The organism is Arsukibacterium sp. UBA3155 (assembly GCA_002364615.1).
Lineage (GTDB): Bacteria > Pseudomonadota > Gammaproteobacteria > Enterobacterales > Alteromonadaceae > Alishewanella.
This window is the reverse complement of record DEYP01000010.1, coordinates 36849-58830: the sequence shown is the minus strand read 5'-3', so window position 1 is coordinate 58830 and position 21982 is coordinate 36849. Positions and strand designations below refer to the sequence as shown.

Annotated in this window: 21 protein-coding genes; 20 read left to right on the top strand and 1 reads right to left on the bottom strand. The window is 49.5% G+C overall.

From position 1 onward, the window contains the following. Positions 1-124 precede the first annotated feature (124 nt). Entirely contained in the window at positions 125-1762 is a 1638-nt protein-coding gene (locus B2X65_RS03120; protein ID WP_290610604.1) for an EAL domain-containing protein, read from the top strand. Here B2X65_RS03120 and B2X65_RS03115 read toward each other — a convergent pair. After that, the gene (locus B2X65_RS03115) at positions 1716-2687 is read right to left on the bottom strand and encodes a 1-aminocyclopropane-1-carboxylate deaminase/D-cysteine desulfhydrase (protein WP_290610603.1); all 972 of its coding nucleotides are present in this window, start codon (positions 2685-2687) and stop codon (positions 1716-1718) included. The genes B2X65_RS03120 and B2X65_RS03115 overlap by 47 nt on opposite strands. Positions 2688-2773: 86 nt before the next feature. Between B2X65_RS03115 and B2X65_RS03110 the strand changes: the two genes are divergently transcribed. From B2X65_RS03110 to mreD, 19 genes are all read left to right on the top strand, one after another. Continuing rightward, positions 2774-3697: a hypothetical protein gene (locus B2X65_RS03110; RefSeq protein WP_290610602.1), complete on the top strand. Its 924-nt coding sequence runs from the start codon at positions 2774-2776 to the stop codon at positions 3695-3697. Beyond that, the gene (locus B2X65_RS03105) at positions 3694-4284 is read left to right on the top strand and encodes a PilN domain-containing protein (RefSeq protein ID WP_290610600.1); all 591 of its coding nucleotides are present in this window, start codon (positions 3694-3696) and stop codon (positions 4282-4284) included. Before B2X65_RS03110 ends, B2X65_RS03105 begins: the two co-directional genes overlap by 4 nt. Positions 4285-4286: 2 nt before the next feature. Further along, positions 4287-4937: a hypothetical protein gene (locus B2X65_RS03100; protein WP_290610598.1), complete on the top strand. Its 651-nt coding sequence runs from the start codon at positions 4287-4289 to the stop codon at positions 4935-4937. After that, the gene (locus B2X65_RS03095) at positions 4915-5247 is read left to right on the top strand and encodes a hypothetical protein (protein WP_290610597.1); all 333 of its coding nucleotides are present in this window, start codon (positions 4915-4917) and stop codon (positions 5245-5247) included. Before B2X65_RS03100 ends, B2X65_RS03095 begins: the two co-directional genes overlap by 23 nt. Then, positions 5237-6898 carry a pilus (MSHA type) biogenesis protein MshL gene (gene mshL, locus B2X65_RS03090; RefSeq protein ID WP_290610596.1) on the top strand — a complete coding sequence of 554 codons (1662 nt, stop codon included), beginning with the start codon at positions 5237-5239 and terminating at the stop codon, positions 6896-6898. The genes B2X65_RS03095 and mshL overlap by 11 nt, the downstream gene beginning before the upstream one ends. Positions 6899-6902: 4 nt before the next feature. Beyond that, positions 6903-7790, top strand: a complete 888-nt coding sequence (locus B2X65_RS03085) for an ExeA family protein (RefSeq protein WP_290610595.1) — start codon at positions 6903-6905, stop codon at positions 7788-7790. Further along, complete coding sequence (locus B2X65_RS03080; RefSeq protein ID WP_290610593.1) at positions 7787-8950, top strand: hypothetical protein; 1164 nt, start codon at positions 7787-7789, stop codon at positions 8948-8950. Before B2X65_RS03085 ends, B2X65_RS03080 begins: the two co-directional genes overlap by 4 nt. 1 nt (position 8951) lies before the next feature. After that, on the top strand, positions 8952-10703 hold the full coding sequence (locus B2X65_RS03075; protein WP_290610592.1) for a GspE/PulE family protein: 1752 nt from the start codon (positions 8952-8954) through the stop codon (positions 10701-10703). A 3-nt stretch (positions 10704-10706) separates the two neighbouring features. Then, positions 10707-11924: a type II secretion system F family protein gene (locus B2X65_RS03070; RefSeq protein ID WP_290610591.1), complete on the top strand. Its 1218-nt coding sequence runs from the start codon at positions 10707-10709 to the stop codon at positions 11922-11924. A gap of 74 nt (positions 11925-11998) precedes the next feature. Further along, positions 11999-12565, top strand: coding sequence for a prepilin-type N-terminal cleavage/methylation domain-containing protein (locus tag B2X65_RS03065; protein WP_290610590.1), 567 nt, complete (start codon positions 11999-12001; stop codon positions 12563-12565). A gap of 27 nt (positions 12566-12592) precedes the next feature. Beyond that, positions 12593-13057, top strand: a complete 465-nt coding sequence (locus tag B2X65_RS03060; RefSeq protein ID WP_290610588.1) for a prepilin-type N-terminal cleavage/methylation domain-containing protein — start codon at positions 12593-12595, stop codon at positions 13055-13057. Positions 13058-13072: 15 nt separating this feature from the next. After that, positions 13073-13546: a type II secretion system protein gene (locus tag B2X65_RS03055; RefSeq protein ID WP_290610587.1), complete on the top strand. Its 474-nt coding sequence runs from the start codon at positions 13073-13075 to the stop codon at positions 13544-13546. Next, complete coding sequence (locus tag B2X65_RS03050) at positions 13540-14121, top strand: prepilin-type N-terminal cleavage/methylation domain-containing protein (RefSeq protein WP_290610586.1); 582 nt, start codon at positions 13540-13542, stop codon at positions 14119-14121. Before B2X65_RS03055 ends, B2X65_RS03050 begins: the two co-directional genes overlap by 7 nt. Further along, entirely contained in the window at positions 14121-14954 is an 834-nt protein-coding gene (locus B2X65_RS03045; protein ID WP_290610585.1) for a type II secretion system protein, read from the top strand. The genes B2X65_RS03050 and B2X65_RS03045 overlap by 1 nt, the downstream gene beginning before the upstream one ends. After that, positions 14944-15360, top strand: a complete 417-nt coding sequence (locus B2X65_RS03040) for a pilus assembly PilX N-terminal domain-containing protein (protein ID WP_290610584.1) — start codon at positions 14944-14946, stop codon at positions 15358-15360. Before B2X65_RS03045 ends, B2X65_RS03040 begins: the two co-directional genes overlap by 11 nt. Further along, positions 15357-19319: a DUF6701 domain-containing protein gene (locus tag B2X65_RS03035; protein ID WP_290610583.1), complete on the top strand. Its 3963-nt coding sequence runs from the start codon at positions 15357-15359 to the stop codon at positions 19317-19319. Before B2X65_RS03040 ends, B2X65_RS03035 begins: the two co-directional genes overlap by 4 nt. 244 nt (positions 19320-19563) lie before the next feature. Next, on the top strand, positions 19564-20607 hold the full coding sequence (locus tag B2X65_RS03030) for a rod shape-determining protein (protein ID WP_019677307.1): 1044 nt from the start codon (positions 19564-19566) through the stop codon (positions 20605-20607). A gap of 27 nt (positions 20608-20634) precedes the next feature. Then, the gene (gene mreC, locus B2X65_RS03025) at positions 20635-21492 is read left to right on the top strand and encodes a rod shape-determining protein MreC (RefSeq protein ID WP_290610581.1); all 858 of its coding nucleotides are present in this window, start codon (positions 20635-20637) and stop codon (positions 21490-21492) included. Further along, a complete protein-coding gene (mreD, locus tag B2X65_RS03020) occupies positions 21492-21974 on the top strand; it encodes a rod shape-determining protein MreD (protein ID WP_290610579.1) in 483 nt (160 codons plus the stop codon). Before mreC ends, mreD begins: the two co-directional genes overlap by 1 nt. Positions 21975-21982 lie beyond the last annotated feature (8 nt).

Sequence of the window (21982 nt, the reverse complement as noted above, 5' to 3'; positions counted from 1 at the left end):
CCCACTCAGTCGAGTGGGCTTTTTTGCGTTTAGCTTACTGATCTTCACGCTGGAAAGCTGGTTAATATCTGGACAAAGCAGCAAATAACGTTAACACTGTATCAACAGTCAAAAGGAGTTGTACGTGTCACTTGCCCGCTTATTTAAACAAAAAACCTATTCCAGCTGGTTAATTATCCTGGCCTCCTGTCTGTTGTTTGCGAATAGTTTATTTGTTATTTCCGCGATTTTTTTGCCTGCAAACCTGGCCATATGGCAATTAGCATTGTTATTTAATGGTTTGTTAGCCCTATTCCTGACTGGTTTGTTCTACGGTGTGCAATATCATCGTCGTTCTTTGGCGACGACAGTATTGCAAGTTGATCATGCTATAAAACGGTTGGAAGAGCGGTTGGAGCTTAGTCAACGGGTTGATTTAATGCCTGAACTCCGGCTGGAAAAGATTAATGACCGATTATTAAATTACATTCGGCGAGACCATGAAGTACGCCATCTGGTAAGAGTGCAAGGCTTGATTGATCATGAACTTGCAATTGGTAACCGGATCTTTTTTGAAAGCAAACTGCAACACTTTCTCAGTGATGCTTCTGAAGAAGGTGCCGGTGGGTTATTTATTATTGAGGTTTCTCATCCCGGTCATAGTGTTAGCCAGGTTAAACAGCTTGCATGCCTTAAAGCCTGCGTTGAAGTCATTAATAGTTACTGTGAGCCTTATCAGGACAGGATCCTGGCGCGCCTGTCCGAAAATGATTTAGTACTATTACTGTCTGGTATAGCAGAGAAAGAAATGGCTAACCTGGCTGACACTCTGGTCGTAGCGATGGGACGGGCAAATTGTTTTGCCACGTATCTGAGTTCGGATTTTGTTCATATCGGATATGTTGCGTATCAGCGTAATCAAACGACTTATCAATTGCTGTCCGAAGCGGATATGGCCCTTAGAACCGCACAATTGTATGGTCATAACAGTGCGTTTGGTTTTGAGCCAGAAAAAAAGCCAGCGGCAAAAGGTTCGGTCTGGTGGCGTTCAGAATTAACTAAAGCACTAGTTCAACATCGCTTCAGTTTAAGTTTTCAACCCGTGTTTTCCTGGCAGGATCAGGAACTGTTGCAACAGGAAGTGTTGGTCAGGTTGCAAAGCACTGAGGGTGAAAACATACCGGCGGCGATATTTCTGCCAATGGCTTATAGCTGTGGTTTAACACTACAAATTGATCAGCACGTGTTGCTTCGTGCGGCTAAACTTGGTTTATTAGAAAGCCGGAGCGCTATCAGGTGCAGTGTTAATATAAATGCTCATTCGCTTTTAAGTAAGGATTGGCAACAATGGCTGGAGCAGCTGGTAGCGTCCGGGCAGCTAGACCCTTCGCAATTAGCATTAGAATTGACTGAGCATCATCTCATCCGGTATTACGATAAACTCAAGCCGGTGTTAGATAAGGTTATAAAGTTAGGGTTTGCACTGGTGGTTGATCAAGTTGGATTAACTATTGATATTCCACCTTACGCTGATGATTTAGCCATTGAGTCTGCCAAATTACATCCATCTGTTGTGCGCAATATTGATGAACATCTGGAGCAACAATTATTTGTTCGTGGTTTAATATCCCATTTTGCAGAGCGTGGTATCCGGGTTATCGGCACTGGCGTAGAGTTGGCCAACGAGTGGCAGACACTGCAAAAATTGGGCGTTGCAGGGGGGCAGGGTTTCTATTTTAGCCAGCCTTTGTCGAAGATAGTAACCGGTACTGCTGCGGATTGATTAAGTCGCGATAGCGTAAGCCCGCCACACCTTGCAAGCCGCCGGTATGAAAAAAACTAATCCGGCTGCCAGGTGCAAATTCCCCCGCACCAATCATTTGATAAAGCTTATATAGTGCCCTGCCGGTATACACCGGTTCAACTGCAATACCGTGTTGTTTAGTAAATTGACAACAAAAATCTATGTGTTGCTGCGGACATTTAGCATAACGATGCTCTGCTGCTGTGGTAATAATGCGCCAGGGAAAAGACTTAACGTCTGCTGTTTTCAACAGCACTGTAATCTTTTCTGTTAAAGCGTCGTCATTCACTACCGCCAGTCCTATCACCTCTTTAACCGCATTAGCTGCCGGGCTTGCCCGACTGGCTGCCATAATCAAACCGGCTACTGTTCCGCCACTGGCTGATGCGGTAGCAATCACATCAGCCCGACCTGCCGGTGTATCGGTAAGATTTAAATCGGCGATACCTTGCGCACCTAACACAGAACTTCCACCTTCTGGTACCAGCAAATGATCGGGATGGCGTTTCGTTATCAGCCCGAGAAAAGTCTGTTGCTGCCGTTGTCGATAGGTCTGGCGATCGATTGCAATCAGCTGCATTCCCTGTCCCTGACAATAGGCTAAGGTAGGATTATTCAGATCAATATTGTCTGTCCGGACATAGGCGATGGCATTAATCTTATTGAGTTTTGCAACAGCAGCACAGGCCGCAAGATGATTTGAGAAAGGCCCTCCGAAAGTCACTAAGCCGCGATATTGCTGTTGCTGAATCAACTTTATATGATATTGTAATTTCATCCATTTGTTACCAGATAACATTGGCTCAGCCATCGTCTGACAATATAACCAAAGCTCAACACGGGCTTCAGAAAGCCGCGGTTCAACAATCTGGTGCCAACTGGCAGAAGGAGCTGCGATATCCATGGGTGACAATAACATAAAGCGGGTTGGTAACTTTAAAGTGAAAGTGCCAGTATTATAAACCGATATCAGGGTTAAATAGCATTAAGATGTTAGCCAAAGTATTGCAGCACATCAGATTTGGCCACAAAAGCTCAGCAGGTATTGCTGTGCTGCATATTCGTGATCATGAAATTCAGCTTTTACTTCAGCCCGCGCGTGACAAAGAGGCAGCCGTCTCTGTTTATCCGGTAAACCATGGCGATTGGCAGCCTGCAATGAAAGAAGCGCTTGGTCATGTTAATAAAATGATGGCGTTATCTTTGATTATTTCTCCGGCGATGTACCAGATTGTTCAGCTCGAGAAGCCGGCACTGGACGAGCCGGAGTTGCTAACCGCTTTGCCCTGGCAAATCAAAGATCTTACTGATATTGCTCTGGAAGAGCTGGTACTTGACTATATCGACTTGCCCGGCGCGCCGGGACAACCTGCTAAAATTAATGTGGTGGTAAGTGCCAAAAGCCAGTTGCAGGAGCTGATCGCAATTGTTACTGATGCAAAACTGAGCTTGCAGCAAATCTTAATTGAAGAGTGGTTAATTCATGAATTAACCCATTATGCTGATCATGCCGCGCTCGTGTTAATGCATCAACCCGGACAAGACGTATTGCTGCAGGTAATCCGGCAAGGCCAATTACAATTCTCCAGGCGGATCCGTGGTTTTAATCGCCTGCATCAATACAATAAAACTGACCTACAGCAGGGGGTGTTTGATAATTTACTGTTGGAAATTCAACGCTCTATGGACTATATCGAAAGCCAGCTTAAATTGCCGCCGGTGCGCAGTATTCAATTGTTATGTAGCGGCGCAGAACGAACGGATTTAGTACCATTATTTCATCAGGCTGGCTTTAACCAGGTTCAGGCATTGCAACTTAAACCCGAATTGCACTGGGCTGCGGCCATTAATTTGAATGAATTCTGGCCAGCTATTGCCGCTACCGTCAGCTCCAGTTGGGAGCCGACAGCATGAAACAGCGGATTAATCTTTATCAGGTAGCTTTGCAACCGCAGAAGCAAACGATGACACTGTCGTCATTATTTGTGTTGTTGCTGCTGGTACTGGCTATAAGTTTGCTGGCATGGGGGGGGTTACAATGGCAGCAACAAAAACAGTTGCAACTGAATGCCCATGCGGAACAGCAGTTGACGCGCCAGCAGCAACAGCTTGAGCTATTGCAGCAAGCTCTGCTGCAGCGCAAGCCATCGTCAGCGCTTATTAACGAACGTGACTTGCTAAAGCGTCGGGTTGAACAGCAAATCGCTTTGCAACACTATTTATCCGCACAGCAAATACGGGCGGACTATGCATACAGTACGGTGTTGCAACAGTTACTTGAAACCGATATTAACAGCGTGTGGTTAACCCATTTTAAACTGCGCCCTCGCACCAGCGAGTTAAAAGGTCTGACGATAGTACCAGCTGAAGTGCCTGGCTGGCTGGAAAGTCTGCGCCACTTCGACTATTTTCAAGGCCAGCGCTTTAACCAGCTGCGGTTAACAGAATTGCCAGAGCAGCAGGCAGTACAGTTCCATCTTATTGCTGAGCAGGGAGACTGAACATGACTAACTGGCAGCAATTAAACCAGAAATATCATGCGTTACAGCTGCGTGAAAAGCGGCTGGTCTTTTTTGGCTCACTAATCTTAATTTTCTGGCTACTCCTCATCTATCTGCTGGAGCCTGCCTGGCAGCAACAAAAGCAATTGACCGGGCAACAGCAAAAACTGCGCTTACAGCAACAACAAGTTCAGCAACAACTTGAGCTTTTGCAGTTGCAACTGGCCATTGATATCGAACAACCCTTTCGGGATGACATTGCCAGCCTCACCAGGCAACAGGCAGAGTTGGCAGTCCAAAGACAAAATCAAAGCAGTTTATTTATTGGTGCCGATCAGATGCTGGCACTACTGCGGGAAATTCTGTCGAAAAGTCAGCAGGTAAAATTACAAGCCCTGTCAACTTCTGCAGCGGTGCCTGTTGTGCTGGCAGGCCAGTTAGCGGAAGAAGCGCCCTTGTTGTATCAGCACAGAACTACGCTGATGGTCCGCGGTCGTTACGCTAGTGTGCAGCAACTGCTAACCGAGTTAGAGCAGTTACCCTGGCTGGTGCAGTGGCAGCAACTGGATTACCAGGTAACGGAGTATCCGATGGCTGATATTAGCATTGAATTTATTACAGTGAGCGAGAATGAAAACTTTATTCAGCTATAGCGCTGTGTTGTTGCTAACGTTTAGCAGTCAGGCCGACCCCACGCGGCCGGCCACAGGTTATGTTGACCCTACCAAGGGAGGGGGCAGTGGCAATGCTGTCAGCCCGGTCAGTGCGTTAAAGTTGCAAATCATTCAAAACAGTAACCAGCGGACTAGTGCCACTATTAATGGTCAGTTACTGCAACTTGGTGAGCAATATCAAGGTTATACCCTCACAAATATCAGAGCTACTTCGGTTGTGCTGAGCCGGGGAGAGGAAAAACTCATTTTGCAGTTACATAATAAAACGATAAAAAAATATGAAGAATAATACCCGTTTAAATGTGTGTTTTGTCAGCAGTCTGCTGTTGCTGAGTGCGTGTCAGGCTTTACAGCCCAATGCTGGCCCCACGGAAGCGAAAAAAGCATTGCAGAGCGACGTCCCTGCGGCTAAACCTGTGTTAGCTGTGCCGGCAGCGGTCACTCAGGATTTGCTGGCCAGGCCTGCGCCTGTGGTTGCCAGCACTGAACCGAGATTCAACATTTCGGCTTCAGACGTTGCACTTAACGATTTTTTTCATTCGATTGTGCACGATACGCCCTACAGTCTGGTGGTTCACCCCAGTGTTCAGGGCACCATCAGCCTGCAACTGAAGCAGGTAACGCTAGCTGAGACACTGGCTATTGTCCAGTCGCTGTATGGTTTTGATATCCGACGCCAGGGCATGGTCTATCAGGTTTATCCTGCGGGCTTGCGAACCGAAACTATCGCGGTTAACTATCTGATGTTACAACGCAACGGCTTTTCATCTATTTCTGTTAATTCCGGTGGTGTGTCGCAGGACAACAATCAAAATAATAACAATAATAGTGCTGGTAATCAGGGGTTAGCGAATAACAACCAGCAAAATAGTCCGTTTGGCAATAATAATGGCCAGATGCAGAACAGCCAGCAACAGTTTAATGGCAGTACCATTCAAAGTGAAAGCCGTACTGATTTCTGGAGTGATTTAAAAGAAGCGGTACAGGGCGTATTAGGTGAAGGTGAGCAAAGAATGGTGGTCGTCAGCCCACAAGCCGGCTTAGTAACGGTGCGTGGCATGCCAGATGAAATCGCAGCAGTTAAGGCGTTTCTGGGTCAGTCCGAACAGCAATTACAGCGGCAGGTTGTGCTGGAAGCTAAAATTATTGAAGTGACATTAAGTGATGAATATCAACAGGGTATTAACTGGCAGAATGCGCTGGCCACAATCGGCTCAACCAGTTTCAACTTTACCACGTCAGGGGTTATCCCAAACAATACAATAAGCAGCAATGTCGGTGGGGTCAGCGCTATTTCATTCAGTAATGCTGACTTTAACGGCGTCATTAATTTGCTGGAGACGCAGGGTAATGCTCAGGTGCTATCCAGTCCGCGGGTTACCGCGATGAATAATCAAAAAGCGGTGATTAAAGTGGGTCAGGATGAATATTTCGTCACTGACATTACCAGCAATACGACTATTGCGGGCACCGGGGCAACGACCACGTCGCCCAATATTTCTCTGCAACCTTTTTTCTCCGGTATTGCACTGGATGTGACGCCGCAGATCGATCAGAACGGTAGTGTGATCTTGCATATTCACCCGTCAGTCACAGAGACCTCTGAGCAGAGCAAAACGATCCGCTTTAGCGATGAGCAAATTGTATTGCCATTGGCGCAAAGCAATATCCGGGAGTCTGATACCATTATTAAAGCGCAAAGTGGTGAAATTGTGGTTATTGGTGGCTTAATGCAAACCGTTACCAGTGACAGTGAATCACGCACACCGGTATTGGGAGCAATACCTATATTGGGCCAGTTATTTACAAGCAAAAATAAAGTCGAACGAAAAAAAGAACTGGTGATCCTGCTAAAGCCTACCGTCGTGGGCAATGGCGTCTGGCACCAGCAGTTACAGCAGTCAGCGGAATTAATCACTGACTGGTATCCTGAGCAATAAGCTTATGTATGCTGCCCACTTTAATCTGGCATTAACGCCGTTTTCACTTACTCCCGATACCCGTTTCTATGTTGGCTTACCGCAACATGAGGCGGCTCTGGCGGTGCTGAATACGGCGTTAGCTGCCGGTGAGGGCTTTATTAAAGTAACCGGTGAAGTCGGCACCGGGAAAACGTTGTTATGTCGCCTGCTACTGAAGCAGGCGCAGGCTGACTGGCAACTGGCGTATTTGCCTGATCCCAGTGTAAGTCCATTAGAGCTTCGCTGGGCACTGGCTGCAGAGCTGGGACTAAAATATTCAGCCAATATCGATGCCAGCCAGCTTTTGCAATTACTGCAACGGCAGCTTATTCTGCTGGCGCAAAGTGGTAAGAAAATTATCCTGGTGATTGATGAAGCGCAGGGCTTGCCCGACGATACCCTCGAGTCATTGCGGCTACTTACCAACCTGGAGACCGAGCAGCGAAAGTTATTACAAGTGGTACTATTTGGCCAGCCTGAGCTGGATCAGCGTTTGGCAAGTCAGCAGTTCCGGCAATTGCGTCAACGCATTTCATTCTCTTACGTGTTGCCGGTAATGTCACCAGCACAAATCCGTTTCTATGTAAGGCACAGGCTGCAGGTAGCAGGCGCTACGCCCGCCTTATTCAATTCATTCGCTTTACTTGCTATCGGCCGTTACAGTCGTGGCATTCCCCGACTGGTTAATTTACTGGCGCATAAAGGGCTGATGTTGGCGTACGGCGAGGGTAAAAGCAGGGTCACCGCCAGGCATATCCGCTTTGCCGCTGAGGACACTGAAGACACCCGGCGCAGCAAACGCCATTATGTGTGGTTGTTAAGTGGTGCTGCGGTATTTAGCGCAGCCTGTGTTGGCTGGATGTGGCGATGAGTGTCATTAATAAAATGCTGCAGGACCTTGAGCAACGCCAGCAGCCCGATCTTGCTGTCAGCGAACAGAAGCAGGCTCCGAGGCAGGGCAGTGGACGCACCAGGTATTACTTTGGATTTGCTTTGCTGGCAGGGTTAATGTTGATTGGCGTACTTTTATTTTCATTTTCTCGCCCACATCAGCAAAGCAGCGGTGCTCAGGTGCAACAAACGGCAACGATTGATCAAGGTGCCAGTGGCGATCAATTGCAACCTTTAGCCAACATCAGCCAGCCAACCGAAATGGACGAAGCCGGGCTTGCCGGCAATATGGCAGTGCTGACGGCAGAGCAAATTAAAACAGAGCCAGTGACAGCAGTTACCGCAGAAAAAAAAGCTAAACCGTTAGATGTGGCCGATGCTGCGGTAGTAGTAGCAGCCACACTCGTTGGCGAGCGTCAGGCGGAAGTGCTGACCATGCAACGCGAACTGACACCGGTTCTGGCGCAGCCAGTGCGTGTTAATACGTCGCTGGTAAAGACTGGGGCAGCTGCTGAGCCGGCCGCTGCAGCTCAGCCGCAGACCATGATAAATAAACAGCAGCTAAGCGCTGCACAGCAGCAGCAAAATATGCAACATCGGGCAAATGCCAGTGAAGCGGCAGGAGACACCAGTGGCGCCATTACTATCTGGCAACAGATCGTGTCGCAGCAACCTGCCGAGGCTAACGGTTATCTGAACCTGGCCAGGCTATGGTTAAAGCAACAGCAAATTATTACCGCCAGTCAGGTGCTGTTGCAAGCGCGCCAAAAAGGGGTGTTAAGCGCAGAAATTAATATGCAGTTAGCCCAGTTGGCGGTCCGTCAGGGCCAGTGGCAGCAAGCATTAGCGTTTTTACCCGATCAGTTTGAGTTGGCTGCTGAGCCGGAATATTTTGGTATGAAAGCCACGGTATTACAGCAACTGCAGCAACATGCTGCGGCGCTTGGCTGGTATCAGCGGTTGCAGCAATTGCAGCCAGATCAGGGACGCTGGAGTCTTGGCGCTGCTCTAGCCAGCGAACAACTTGGTCAGTCAGCGCAGGCCCACCAGTATTATCAGCATGCCTGGCAATATCGTCAGGCGTTATCGGTGAGCAGCCATAACTTTATTCAACAACGGCTTAAGGCAACAGAACCTTAGTATGCAAAAACCCAAGCTTAAAATGCGCCTAGGCGATTTGCTGGTGCACGAAAATATTATAACTGAGAGCCAGCTGGAGCAAGCCCTGGCGCGTCAGAAAAGCAGTGGCCGTAAGCTCGGCGCCACCCTGATAGAAATGCAGTTTCTCTCTGAGCAACAGTTACTGCAATTTTTAGCCCAGCAGCTGCAGGTGCCATTTCTGGACATTGCCCAGAGAAAAATTGATCCTAAAGCCGCCCAGTTACTTGCTGAAGTACATGCCAGACGCTTCAGAGCGCTGGTAATTGAAGACATGGGCGATTCCGTTTTGCTGGGCATGAACGATCCGGCTGACCTGGCTGTGCTGGATCAGATAGCGCCACTGCTTGCCCCTCGTGAAATTAAAATTGCCGTGGTGCGCGAAAGCCAATTGCTGGAAGCGTTTGACTCGCTGTATCGGCGTACCAAAGATATTGAAACCTTTGCGACGCAGTTAAAACAAGAGCATAGCGGTGATACCGATGATGCATTGCTTGCTGAAGAAAACCGGGAAGAAACCGACAACACGATAGCCAAGTTGTTACGTTCAATCTTTGAAGATGCCGTGCAGGTTAAAGCCTCGGATATTCATATTGAACCCGATGAAAAGGTGCTGCGCATCCGCCAGCGGGTAGACGGAATTTTACAGGAAAGCACTTTAAATGAAGTGAGTATTGCTGCCGCGCTGGTACTGCGGTTAAAACTGATGGCCAGCCTGGATATTTCTGAAAAACGGCTGCCGCAGGATGGCCGTTTTCAAATTACCGTTAAGCAACATAAAATTGATATCCGGATGTCTACCATGCCGGTGCAATACGGTGAGTCGGTGGTGATGCGTTTGCTGGACCAGTCAGCCGGGCTGTTAAAGATGGAAGATACCGGGATCCCGGGCCCGATGTTGGCCAGATTGCGACGTATAGTGCAAAGCCCGCATGGCATGATCCTTGTTACCGGGCCCACCGGTTCGGGTAAAACCACCACCTTATATGGCCTGCTTAGTGAGCTTAATCAGGCAGGCAGTAAAATTATCACGGTGGAAGATCCCGTAGAATATCGCTTATCGCGGATTAATCAGGTGCAGGTTAATCATAAAATAGGCCTGACCTTCAGCAATGTACTGCGTACTACCTTGCGTCAGGACCCCGACATCATCATGGTGGGCGAGATGCGCGATCAGGAAACCGCCGAAATGGGTCTGCGCGGCGCGCTTACCGGGCACCTGGTATTATCTACCCTGCACACCAATGATGCGGTATCCAGCACCCTGCGCTTAATTGATATGGGGGCGGCGCCTTATCTGGTAGCCAGTGCCCTAAGGGCTATTATTGCCCAGCGGCTTATCAGGCGGTTATGTGACTATTGTAAAAAGCCGCATCAGCCTGACGAGCTGGAATTAACCTGGTTACGACACCATAAAGCCAATGACCAAGCCAGTTACTGGCAGGGCCAGGGCTGTCAGTCGTGTCATCATACCGGCTATAAAGGCCGGCTGGGCGTGTTTGAGCTATTGGTTATTAATAAACCGTTGGCAGACGCGTTACGCCGCTCGGACATTGAAGGCTTCAGTGATCTGGCCTACCACAGCCCCGATTTTGTCAGCTTAGGAAATATGGCGCTTGATTATGCCCAGCAGGGCATTACCACGTTAGAAGAGGTTATCAGGGTATCAGAATATCTGGAAACCGAGCCGTTAACGCCGGACATGCCGGCACCTGACGCGGCAGAGGACAACTAAGATATGGCCAGCTTTCAGTACAAAGCGCGGGATGCCAGTGGTAATGCCGTTACCGGTCAGCTGGAGGCCGGTAGTCAGGCGGCGGCGGCGGACATGCTGAAGCAGCGTCGTTACATTCCACTAAGTATCGAAGCCATTGTCGTTGCTGACAAAGCCGCCCCATTCCAGCTGTGGCAGGCCAAAGTCAGCCTGACGGAGCTGATTATATTTTCCCGCCAGATGTATTCGTTGATGAAAGCCGGTATCCCCATTATCCGGTCGATTAAAAGTCTGGCTGAAAGTACCGGTTCGCCGCGACTGCGCCAGGTAATGAACGATCTGGCCCGCGAGCTGGAAAATGGCCGCAGTTTATCGGTTGCTATGGCAAGCCACCCTAAAGTATTCAGTCGTTTAATTGTCAGTCTGGTGCATGTGGGTGAGAACACCGGCCGGCTTGACGACGCGTTTTTGCAGTTAACCTTTTATTTTGAGCAAGAGCTGGAAACCCGAAAGCAAATTAAACAGGCCACCCGTTATCCGATTTTTGTATTATTTGCCCTGGTGGTGGCCATGGTTATTCTGAATATTTTTGTTATTCCGCAATTTGCCAATATGTTTGCCCGCTTTAATGCCGAGCTGCCCTGGTCTACTCAGCTATTACTTGCCAGCTCTTCGTTTTTTATTACCTTCTGGCCCTTGTTGCTGGTATTGTTGGTAGCATCCATTATTGGTATCAGTTTTTATTTGCAAACGCCGGCTGGTAAATACCGGTGGGGGCGCTGGAAATTACGGGTGCCAATTATTGGCAGCATTATTAACCGCGCTACGCTTGGGCGCTTTGCCCGCAGCTTTTCAATGATGCTTAAAGCCGGGGTGCCAATTACTACCGCGCTTAGCTTAGTTGCCGAAGCGGTCGATAACGACTATCTTGGAGAGAAGATCCGGGAAATGCGGCGCAGTATTGAACGGGGCGAAAGTCTGTTGCGGGTGGCACAGCAAAGTAATATGTTTACGGAGCTGGTGTTACAAATGGTCTCGGTTGGCGAAGAAACGGGTCAGATGGATGAAATGCTAACGGAAGTAGCCGGCTTTTATGAACGTGAAGTGGCGTTTGACTTAAAAAGCCTGACGGCCAAAATAGAGCCGATCCTGATTGTGATTGTCGCCGCCATGGTATTGTTACTGGCATTGGGGATTTTTACGCCAATGTGGGATATGCTAAACGCTTACAAAGGCGGTTAATACTTGATACAAATTAAGCTCATAACAATAATTAACGATATACTCAATATGACAAGTGCCTGGGAGCAACCAATATGAAACAACCCAATATGAAACAGCAAAGCGGTTTTACATTAATAGAATTAGTGATCGTAATCATCATCCTCGGCTTGCTGGCTGCAACCGCGCTGCCGCGGTTTTTAAATGTTACTGCTGAAGCAGAAGATGTGGCAGTGGAAGGTATTGCCGGTGGTTATGCCTCGGCAGTAGGCCTGGTGCGGGCGCAGTGGGAAGTGTCGGGCCGGCCAGACGGCAACGGTGGCACGGCAGAGCGAACGGTCGTCAACTATGACATGGTGCAAATTGGCGTTGATGGCGATATTGGCTACCCGTCTGGCGATCCGGCGACTAATACCCGGGTTACCAGTGTTACTGCAGATGATTGTCTGTACCTGATTAACAACTTATTTCAGCAGCAACTTAGAGTGGCCACCACTTTTGTTGCCGCTAACCAGTTGTTTGTCCGGGCTGACGCCAATATCTGTTTTTACCACCAAACGGCTGGACTTTCGACTGCTCCTGCCGATACCGTCGGTAATAATGGCTTTTCGTACAATGCGGCGACAGGTCAGGTTGGCTTATTTTTAAACAAAAACATCTAAGTTTTAATTTAGCAAAAGGTAGTATTTATGAAACGTAATCAGGCAGGTTTTACATTAATTGAATTAATTATTGTTATTGTCATTCTGGGTATTCTGGCAGTAACCGCTGCACCGAAATTTTTAGATTTTGGTGGTGATGCCCGTAATTCGGTATTACAGGGTGTTAAAGGTTCGCTAGAGTCTGCCAGCTCGTTGATTTATGGCAAGGCAATCATCGCCGGTGAACAAAATGCAGCTACCGAAACACTAACGGATCCTGCCATAAATATCGTTTATGGTTATCCGGCCGCTACCAGTACTGATTTAACTGCCGCAGCTGAATTATCAGACTTTGTGTTCGGTACACCAGCAGCCGGTGCAATTCGAATTGCCACCGATGCGGCGGGTATAAATGCTGATGATACAGCAAACGAAAATTGTCACGTGTTATACACGCAGGCATCAGGCCCTGGCATTAAGCCGGTTATTACTATTGTAAATGACGGCTGTTAACAGCAGTAAGTTGTAATGAACAAAACCCAGCACTACCGCGGCTTTACCTTAATAGAGCTTATCGTGGTGCTGGTAATCATAGGCGTGTTAGCGGTGTCCCTGCTACCACGCTTTTTTTCTGGCAGTGGTACCAACGAATATTTATACCGCGACCAGGCATATAGTTTACTGCAGCGCCAGCAAATGCAGGCGATGCAGTGCACCAACTGTCCCCCGGCTGGTTTTAGGGTCAACAGCTTTAGTGTTAACCCCGCCGGTATTAATGGCTGTGATAACACCGCTACTGCCATGTGCATCAGCGAGCGTGACCGTAGCAGCATTCGCCTGTCGCCTGGCGCCTTTAATAACGATTTATATTTTAATAATCTGGGCCAGCCGATAACCGAGTCTGGCTTGCGTCGCTGTAACAGTGGCTGCCGGGTTAGAGTACTGGGCAGTGTCAACCTGGCTATTTGCATTGAGTACGAAGGGTACATTCATCTATGTTAGGCCAATTTGCATTAGGTCGCCGCCAGCAGGGCCTGAGCCTTATTGAGCTGATTATCGGCATTGTTGTGCTGGCCATTGCGCTTAGCCTGGTCACGGCGGTGCTGGGTCCTTTGTATGTGAAGAGCACCGATCCCTGGCATCAGGTGCGGGCCACTGAGCTTGGCCAGAGTATGCTAAATGACATTATGGCGCGCTCCTTTGATCAGCAAAGCCCCCGCAGTGGCAGTTTGCTGCGCTGCGGTGAAACCGGCGCGCCGGCTTGCACTTTGCAAAACGGCGATGGCAGTTGGCCGGCAGATCCGGGAGAAACGGCGCCCGATAACCGGCTGCGGTTTAACGATGTGGATGACTTTAACAATTTTACCGCTAACGGGTCGCTGTTAACCAATATTCTGGCTGAAGATCTGGCCGACGTTTATCGAAATTATCAGCTGACGGTCAGTGTTCGTTATGCGACTGCCGCTGATGTTACCGGTATTGGTCTGGCGGCAGATCAGGTCAAAGTGATAACCGTTACAGTGATTACTCCAACAGGCAGTGCACTGCAGTTCAGTAGCTATAAAGGTAACTGGTAATGCAGCACAGAAAACCGACAATATTTATAACACTCCGGCACGGCTTTACCCTGATAGAGCTAACCATTGTTATTGTGCTGTTGTCGGTGCTGGCACTGGGGGTAAGCAGTTATATTGGACTTGGCGCCAGCATGTACAGCGATGCCACTGAGCGGGAACAGGTACTGAACCAAAGTCGTTTCGTTGCCGAGCGGCTGCAGCGCGAGCTGCGTAATGCCGCGCCTAACAGTATTCGTACCGCCGATGCGGCATTGTTGCGCTGTATCGAATTTGCACCCATTGTCAGCAGTGGTATCTATTTACAGGCGCCGGTTGCCCCGCAGGCAGGTACAGAGTTAAGGCTTGCTGTGCTGAACTGGCAAAGTAGTTATCTTGGCGCCGTGCCCGGTTTGCCCTTGAGTATTTATCCACGCCAACCAGGCGATATTTATGGCAACACGGGTAGCACAATACCGTTTAGCGGCACTGAAACTGACGATATGGATGGCAATAGTGCCACCCGCACGGTACAACTTGCCAGCAGCCATAGCTTTGTGCTGGGCTCACCTGAGCGGCGCTTTTATTTACTGTCAGCAAGCCCGGTAAGTTACTGCTTTAATGCGGTTGATGGCAGTATTCGCCGCTACAGCAATTACAGTTACAGTGCCGCGCAACCTTTGCCACCTTTGGGTAATGCTGAGTTAATGGCCAGCGATGTACAGCAGGTGCGCTTTGCCATTAATAATGCCGTACTGACCCGCAACAGCGTGGTGAACTTATTACTGCAGTTTGGCCAGAGCCAGGCCAGCGACATGTTTTTTAATTACGAGGTACATATTCCCAATGTTCCTTAAACAGGCGCTTAGCAAAACATCGCAACGAGGCAGTGCTTTAGTTGTCGCGGTGTTTATTATTGTGGTGATGCTGGCCATCGTGCTGGCGTTGTCACGTATTTTGTTAAGTAGCAGCGACAGCGTCGTGTATGAAGTGCAAGGCACCCGCGCCTTATTTGCTGCGCAAAGTGGCATGGAGCTGGCATTGACGGAGCTTTTCCCCCGTACCGGCGCCAGCAACTGCACAAACTGGACATTTAATTTCAGTACTGCCGGTTTAACCGGCTGTCAGGCGCAGGTGCAGTGCAGCGCTCAGGCGGTTGCCAGCGAGCAGCTTAGCCAGCTTTATCAATTGCAAAGCAGCGCCAGTTGTAATGCTAATGAATTTATTACCAGTCGCAGTATAGTGCTGGAGGTAAGGCAATGAGGCGGATATTTTTTAGTATTTTATTACTGATAAGCATGCAGGCTCAGGCAATTAATTGCAGCGATATATGGACATCTGCCATTCGCAGTAACAGCGCGGTACCGACTAGCATTCCTTTTCCGGCGACCCCTAATCCTAGTTTCCCTGAACCGCTGGCAGCAATTGACTACTATTACGATACCAGTGACAATTACGTTATTAACAATAATACGATCCGGACAACTTCGGGCGCAACCAGCCGCGTATTCGTTAATGGCAACCTGACCATTGGTAATAACAGCGTACTTAATTCCGGCGGCCCGCCAGAAAATTTTATTTTAGTGGTAAGTGGCAATCTTACTATCAACAATAACGCAATTATTAATGGTTTTGTGTTGGTCGGTGGCGCGGTTCAGCTTAACAACAACGCGCTGGTTAATGGCGCAGTGGCGGCTAAAGGTGCAGTCTCCAATTTCGGTGGTTCAGTAAACTACCGGTCCAGCGCCATTTCTCAGTTACGAGGTGGCGTAGTATGTGATGCGGTTGTACCCCCTGCTGTTCTAATGGCGCATTATCCCCTGGATCAATGTTTTGATGAGAGCAATAGTGTCCTGACAGAGTTAACCGGTAATTATCCTGCTGCTGGCTTAAACTTAACCCGCGCAGTTGGGGTAGTTAATCAGGCTGTGCGATTCAATGGTAATACTAATAGCCGGGCCGAGCTGCCAGCTGCCCTGCTGAATGCCCAGAACAACTTTTCACTGTCGTTATGGATCTATCCGGAAAGCGCATCTGGATTTCGGGAACTTATTTCAGCGTCTAATAACGTCAGAAACAACGAATTTGAGCTCTATCTTAGCCCGGAGAATACTATACGTACTGCTATAAAGGGGGTTTATCATAGCTTTACTGCTAGTCCACCAACCGTAGCGGTAAACACCTGGCAGCACGTGGTGTTTACCCGCAGCGGCGAGGAAATATGTCTTTATTTGAATGCGGCTCTGGTGGGATGTACTACCGCACAAAGTGGCAATATGGAAGTAAGCCGGATGGCACTCGGCGTATGGTGGCAGGCTGCCAATAGTTTTTCCGATACATTTACCGGCCGTATGGACGAAGTCTTGTTCTACCAGAATAAACTCAACGGTAGTGAAATAAACCAAATTTACACTTCACAACGTGATGGTCTGAATTACGACGGTAACAACCGAGCTGATACATGCTTGGCGTGTCTGGCCGACACCTTTAGCGATGCGGCCTTAAGTGATACCTGGGTTACCGCCCGCAGTAACGGGAGTTTTACCCCGCAGGTGGTCAATGGTCGGCTACGAATGACCCAGGCGGTAGCAAACCAGGCGACCTCTGCGACGTATCAGCGGCTTTATCCAGCGGCAGATAACCTGGTTATTGTTGAATTTGATTACCGGGCTTATGGTGGTAGTGGTGCAGATGGTCTGGCGGTAGTGCTGTCTGATGCCACTGTCACGCCACAACCCGGCAGTTTTGGTGGCCCGCTCGGCTATGGTTTTAAACCGGGTATTCCGGGGTTCGCTGGTGGCTGGCTAGGCTTTGGCCTGGACGAATTTGGTAATTTTTCTAATGAGGGCGGCGCTGCCAGCAAGGGGCGGCGCCAGCAAAGCGTGGTGGTAAGAGGCTCTGGTGAGGGAACTACGGGTTATCGCTATCTGCGAGGTACCTGTAATAATGGTGCCACTAACCCTGCCGGCGGCTGCCTCAATCCCAGAGTTGATGGCAATGAGACCAGCCCGCACCGTTACCGTTTTACCGTTGACTCCCGAACGCCGGGTACCACCATGGTATCGGTTGAACGCAATCATGGTACTGGCTTTATCACGCTAATAGCACCATTTAACGCCCGCACCGAGCCCGGTCAGGCAGCCGTACCTGAGAATTTCTTTTTATCACTAACAGGTTCAACCGGTGGCTCAACTAACATTCATGAGCTGGATAATCTGAGTATTTGTGCGCTGCGCTCCACGCCGGTAGGCCGGCAAATAGACCATTTTGAATTTGATTACAGTGGACAGGCACTAACCTGCAAGCCAGAAACTTTAACGGTAAGGGCCTGTGCCAATGCCAGTTGCAATCAGCTGATCACCGATCCGGTCAGAGCAACCTTAAGTCCGGCTACCGTCACGAACGGCGGTTGGGTCGGGGGCAATGTGCTTAATTTTAGCGGTGGCACGACGACCGTTGATTTACGCCGAAATGTCGCCGGCAGCACTTTGATTGGCATCAGCGGTTCGGTACCCGCTACCCGGCCGCTAAGTCAGACCTTATGCCGCGCCGGTGCCAGCGCATTGAGCACCGCAGCCTGCAATATTAACTTTGCCAGCGCCGGGCTGGTGTTCAATGTGCCTGATGGTATTGCTAACCAGCCTGATACCAATATCACGGTGGCGGCCGTGCGGCAAAGTGATGTCAGCCAGCAATGTGTACCGCAATTTGCCAATGTCAGCCGCAATGTCAATTTCTGGAGCAATTATATTAACCCCGATGCGGCTAGCCGGCCGGTGTCAATACCGGTACAGGTTAATGCTAACAACATCGGTCAAACAGCCACTAGCACTGTGCTGCCATTAAACTTTGACGGCAATGGTGAAGCACTGATTAACGTTAACTATGCTGATGCCGGGCAAGTGCAGTTAAATGCCCGTTATACCGGTAACGCTGCCAACGACGACGCGGGTCTTGTTCTCAACGGTTCGGATCAGTTTATCCGCCGTCCGGCTGGTTTATGTATTAAAAATGATGGCCATTGTCTGGCCGCCGATGCCAGTTGCCCGGTATTTAAACGCGCCGGCGAGACCTTTCCGCTTACCATAAGCGCTCATGCCTGGCAGGACGCCAGCACTGATATCTGTAGTAACCCGGTAACCCCGAATTTTCAACAGAATACTATTGCCCTTAGCCATACGCTGCTGGCACCTGCCGGCGAGCCCGGCACAGTGGGCCTGGTAAATTATACACACCAGCGCGCCGTCAATGGCCAAACCCTGGTGCAGCAAAGCGTCACAGAAGTAGGGGTATTCAGGTTTAATACTGCGCCGATAAATTATCTAAGCATGACCAGTCCGGTGCCGGAAGCCAGTGGCCAGGCTAGCGGCCGTTTTGTGCCAGCCGATTTTGCCGTTAGTGATATCAGTAGCAGTGCAGCTTGCGGTAGTTTCAGTTATTTGCAACAACCTTTTGCGCTGGGCTTTACTTTAACGGCTCGTAATACCCTGGGCCAGCGAACCCGCAATTACTTTGGTGCTTTTGCGAACAGCTCGCTATTGCTCCAGGCTGAAAATGCCGACAATGGCACAGACTTAACCAACAGATTAACCAGCAGTGGTTTTGCCAGCTGGGCCTTGGGCCAGCAAACGTTCAGTACCACTGAATTAACGCTAAATCGCCAGCTAAGTGGTGCTACCGACGGCCCATTCTTAACGTTAAGCATCGCCTTAAACGTGGTCGATGATGATGGCAGCCTGGTCGCCAGCCCTGATACCAATACCGGCAATATTGCCTGTGCCAGTGACAATAGCTGTAATGCAGCCGCTCTGATGCTGACCGATATCCGTTACGGCCGGTTGCAAATGGCCAATGGCTTTGGCCCGGAATTTGATGATTTGCCGGTTAGCTTAACGGCAGAATACTGGGATGGCAGTCGCTTTGTGACGAACGCCGCTGACAATTGCAGTGCTATCAATGCAGCTAACCTTAGTCTGAGTAACAGTCTTACTACCGCTTCGGCCAATGCCGCAACGATAAGTAGCGGTAAGACTCCGCCAGGCGGGCTGTTGCTGCTGGCTCCTGCCGCGTCAGGTACGGTAGAGGCAACTTATCAGGTACCGGTTTGGCTGCAATATGACTGGAATGACGATGGTAGCTATAATAACTCGCCCGTTGCTGAGTTTATGTTTGGCCGTTACCGTGGTAACCCGCGGCAAATTTACTGGCGGGAGCGTTTCTAGCATTCAGGTAGTAGCCAGTACTTACTCAGTTGGAACAGCTGAACTAAGTAAGTACTGGCTACTCTGATAAACTGCGCAATAACCCTGATTAATTTCTGAAAAATGTCATAAAAGGCTATTTTCTTGGCATAGACTTACTTAGAATAGCCGGATAACTGATTTTACCTCCGGTGTAAACCAAGCAGTGTGCCCGCCAATGGTGCCTCTGCTGGCGGAGAACTTGTTAATAGGATCTGGCGTCGACATGTTTAATAAATTGCGTGGCCTCTTTTCAAACGACTTATCTATCGATTTAGGTACAGCAAACACCCTTATTTACGTAAAAGATCAGGGCATTGTGCTGAACGAGCCTTCGGTGGTTGCCATTCGCCAGGAACGTGCCGGTGGCCCGAAAAGTGTGGCCGCTGTCGGACATGCCGCTAAACGGATGCTTGGCCGAACCCCGGGCAATATTAAGGCTATCCGGCCAATGAAAGACGGTGTTATTGCCGACTTCTATGTCACTGAAAAAATGTTACAACACTTTATCCGTCAGGCACACAGCAATAGTTTCTTACGGCCAAGCCCGCGGGTACTGGTATGTGTGCCGTGCGGTTCTACTCAGGTAGAACGCCGGGCTATTCGTGAATCTGCCCAGGGCGCCGGTGCCCGTGAAGTTTATCTGATTGACGAACCTATGGCAGCCGCCATAGGCGCTGGCTTGCCGGTATCAGAGGCGACAGGTTCCATGGTGGTGGATATTGGTGGTGGCACCACAGAAGTGGCCATTATTTCGTTAAATGGCGTGGTGTACTCATCTTCGGTACGCATTGGTGGTGATAAGTTTGACGATGCTATCGTTAACTATATTCGGCGCAACTATGGCATTTTAATTGGTGAAGCAACCGCAGAGCGGATTAAAACCGAAATTGGTTCAGCCTACCCAAGCGACGACGTACTGGAAATTGAAGTACGTGGCCGTAACCTTGCAGAAGGTGTACCACGCAGCTTTACCATGACCAGTAACGAAATCCTTGAAGCGCTGCAGGAGCCACTGGCGGGTATCGTCAGTGCGGTGATGGTCGCGCTGGAACAGGCTCCACCAGAGTTGGCGTCGGATATTTCAGAGCGCGGTATGGTATTGACCGGCGGCGGCGCTTTGTTGCGTGATCTGGATCGGCTGTTAATGGAAGAAACCGGAATTCCGGTAGTTGTGGCAGATGACCCGCTGACCTGTGTCGCCCGTGGCGGCGGTAAAGCATTGGAAATGATTGATATGCACGGTGGTGATGTCTTCAGTTATGAGTGATAGTGCGCTTACTACAATAGTGTTGTTATGAACGCCATTTTCAGCCGGGGCCCGTTGCTCGGACTACGACTGTTGCTGGCGGTGCTTTGTAGTGTCGGGTTAATGGTGGTAGATCGCTATACTGAGCGTTCTACCCAGCTTCGCAGTTTTCTTACCTCTGCTGTCAGTCCGTTGTTTTATATTGCCAGTCTGCCTGAAACGCTGCTTTCCGGTGCGAGTGAGCAGTTTATGTCGCACCAGCGCCTGCTGGATGAAAATGCCCGCTTAAAAGAAACACTGCTGCGCCAGAATGGCCAGTTGCAGTTGTTAGGCTATTTGCAGCAGGAAAATACCAAACTTCGTGCCTTACTCGGCTCTGCGCCACTGACGGATGGGCAGCGCCTGGTAGCGGAAATACTGGCAGTATACAGCCATCCTTTTAGCCATCAGGTGGTACTAAATAAGGGCAAGAATGATGGCGTGACTGTGCATCAGCCGCTGATTGATGAAAGTGGCGTAGTAGGCCAGGTCGTCAGTGTTGGCCCTACCAGCAGCCGGGCCTTGCTTATTTCAGATAACACCCATGCTATTTCAGTCCGTGCTGAACGAACCGGCATCCGCACTGTAGCCGAGGGGCTGGGGCAATGGGATTTACTGCGAGTGATACACTTACCGCAAAGTGCGGATATCCGGGTTGGCGACCGCTTACTGACCTCGGGACTGGATGGTTTGTTTCCGGAGGGGTATCCGGTGGCAGAGGTTACCCGGGTACAAACAGATGAAAGTCAGCCTTTTATGACTGTGTATGCGAAACCTTATGCCCAGCTCGATCGGATCCGCCATGTGTTGCTGCTATGGCCGGGCGCCGAGCTAGACAATTTGTTTGAGCAGGAGGACCCGAACTGATGCGCAGAAGCAATGGTCTCGGTTTTATTTATTTGTCACTGCTGGTCGCCTTGTTGTTAACCGTAATGCCAATGCCCCAACAGGTTAAATTATTCCGGCCAGACTGGGCATTGCTGGTCGTGATGTACTGGACCCTGGCGTTACCAGGGCGGGTAAATATTCTTACTGCGTTTGTGCTGGGGTTTCTGACCGACGTATTGGTAGGTACCGTGCTTGGGGTTAATGCATTGGCATTCTCGGTTGTCACCTTTATTGTCGCGGTTAATCATTTAAAAATCCGGAACTTTTCGGTGATCCAGCAAGCCTTACTGTTAGGTCTGTTTTTAGCGCTGTACCATTTGCTGCTATTCTGGCTCAGCCATTTTTTAACCGGTGTCTATTTTTTACCAGCTTATTTATGGCCGGTATTAACCGGTATGTTGGTCTGGCCCTGGTTGTTCTGGCTGTTAAGGCGCTATCGCCGGCGCTTTAAAATCCAGTAATTTATACT

Coding starts and splice junctions, on each gene's coding strand:
- B2X65_RS03080 (WP_290610593.1), top strand. CDS start 7,787: ATGAGTGTCATTAATAAAATGCTGCAGGACCTTGAGCAACGCCAGCAG.
- B2X65_RS03035 (WP_290610583.1), top strand. CDS start 15,357: ATGAGGCGGATATTTTTTAGTATTTTATTACTGATAAGCATGCAGGCT.
- B2X65_RS03040 (WP_290610584.1), top strand. CDS start 14,944: ATGTTCCTTAAACAGGCGCTTAGCAAAACATCGCAACGAGGCAGTGCT.
- mshL (WP_290610596.1), top strand. CDS start 5,237: ATGAAGAATAATACCCGTTTAAATGTGTGTTTTGTCAGCAGTCTGCTG.
- mreD (WP_290610579.1), top strand. CDS start 21,492: ATGCGCAGAAGCAATGGTCTCGGTTTTATTTATTTGTCACTGCTGGTC.
- B2X65_RS03075 (WP_290610592.1), top strand. CDS start 8,952: ATGCAAAAACCCAAGCTTAAAATGCGCCTAGGCGATTTGCTGGTGCAC.
- B2X65_RS03070 (WP_290610591.1), top strand. CDS start 10,707: ATGGCCAGCTTTCAGTACAAAGCGCGGGATGCCAGTGGTAATGCCGTT.
- B2X65_RS03105 (WP_290610600.1), top strand. CDS start 3,694: ATGAAACAGCGGATTAATCTTTATCAGGTAGCTTTGCAACCGCAGAAG.
- B2X65_RS03050 (WP_290610586.1), top strand. CDS start 13,540: ATGTTAGGCCAATTTGCATTAGGTCGCCGCCAGCAGGGCCTGAGCCTT.
- B2X65_RS03030 (WP_019677307.1), top strand. CDS start 19,564: ATGTTTAATAAATTGCGTGGCCTCTTTTCAAACGACTTATCTATCGAT.
- mreC (WP_290610581.1), top strand. CDS start 20,635: ATGAACGCCATTTTCAGCCGGGGCCCGTTGCTCGGACTACGACTGTTG.
- B2X65_RS03085 (WP_290610595.1), top strand. CDS start 6,903: ATGTATGCTGCCCACTTTAATCTGGCATTAACGCCGTTTTCACTTACT.
- B2X65_RS03100 (WP_290610598.1), top strand. CDS start 4,287: ATGACTAACTGGCAGCAATTAAACCAGAAATATCATGCGTTACAGCTG.
- B2X65_RS03095 (WP_290610597.1), top strand. CDS start 4,915: ATGAAAACTTTATTCAGCTATAGCGCTGTGTTGTTGCTAACGTTTAGC.
- B2X65_RS03065 (WP_290610590.1), top strand. CDS start 11,999: ATGAAACAACCCAATATGAAACAGCAAAGCGGTTTTACATTAATAGAA.
- B2X65_RS03055 (WP_290610587.1), top strand. CDS start 13,073: ATGAACAAAACCCAGCACTACCGCGGCTTTACCTTAATAGAGCTTATC.
- B2X65_RS03060 (WP_290610588.1), top strand. CDS start 12,593: ATGAAACGTAATCAGGCAGGTTTTACATTAATTGAATTAATTATTGTT.
- B2X65_RS03045 (WP_290610585.1), top strand. CDS start 14,121: ATGCAGCACAGAAAACCGACAATATTTATAACACTCCGGCACGGCTTT.
- B2X65_RS03110 (WP_290610602.1), top strand. CDS start 2,774: ATGTTAGCCAAAGTATTGCAGCACATCAGATTTGGCCACAAAAGCTCA.
- B2X65_RS03115 (WP_290610603.1), bottom strand. CDS start 2,687: ATGGATATCGCAGCTCCTTCTGCCAGTTGGCACCAGATTGTTGAACCG.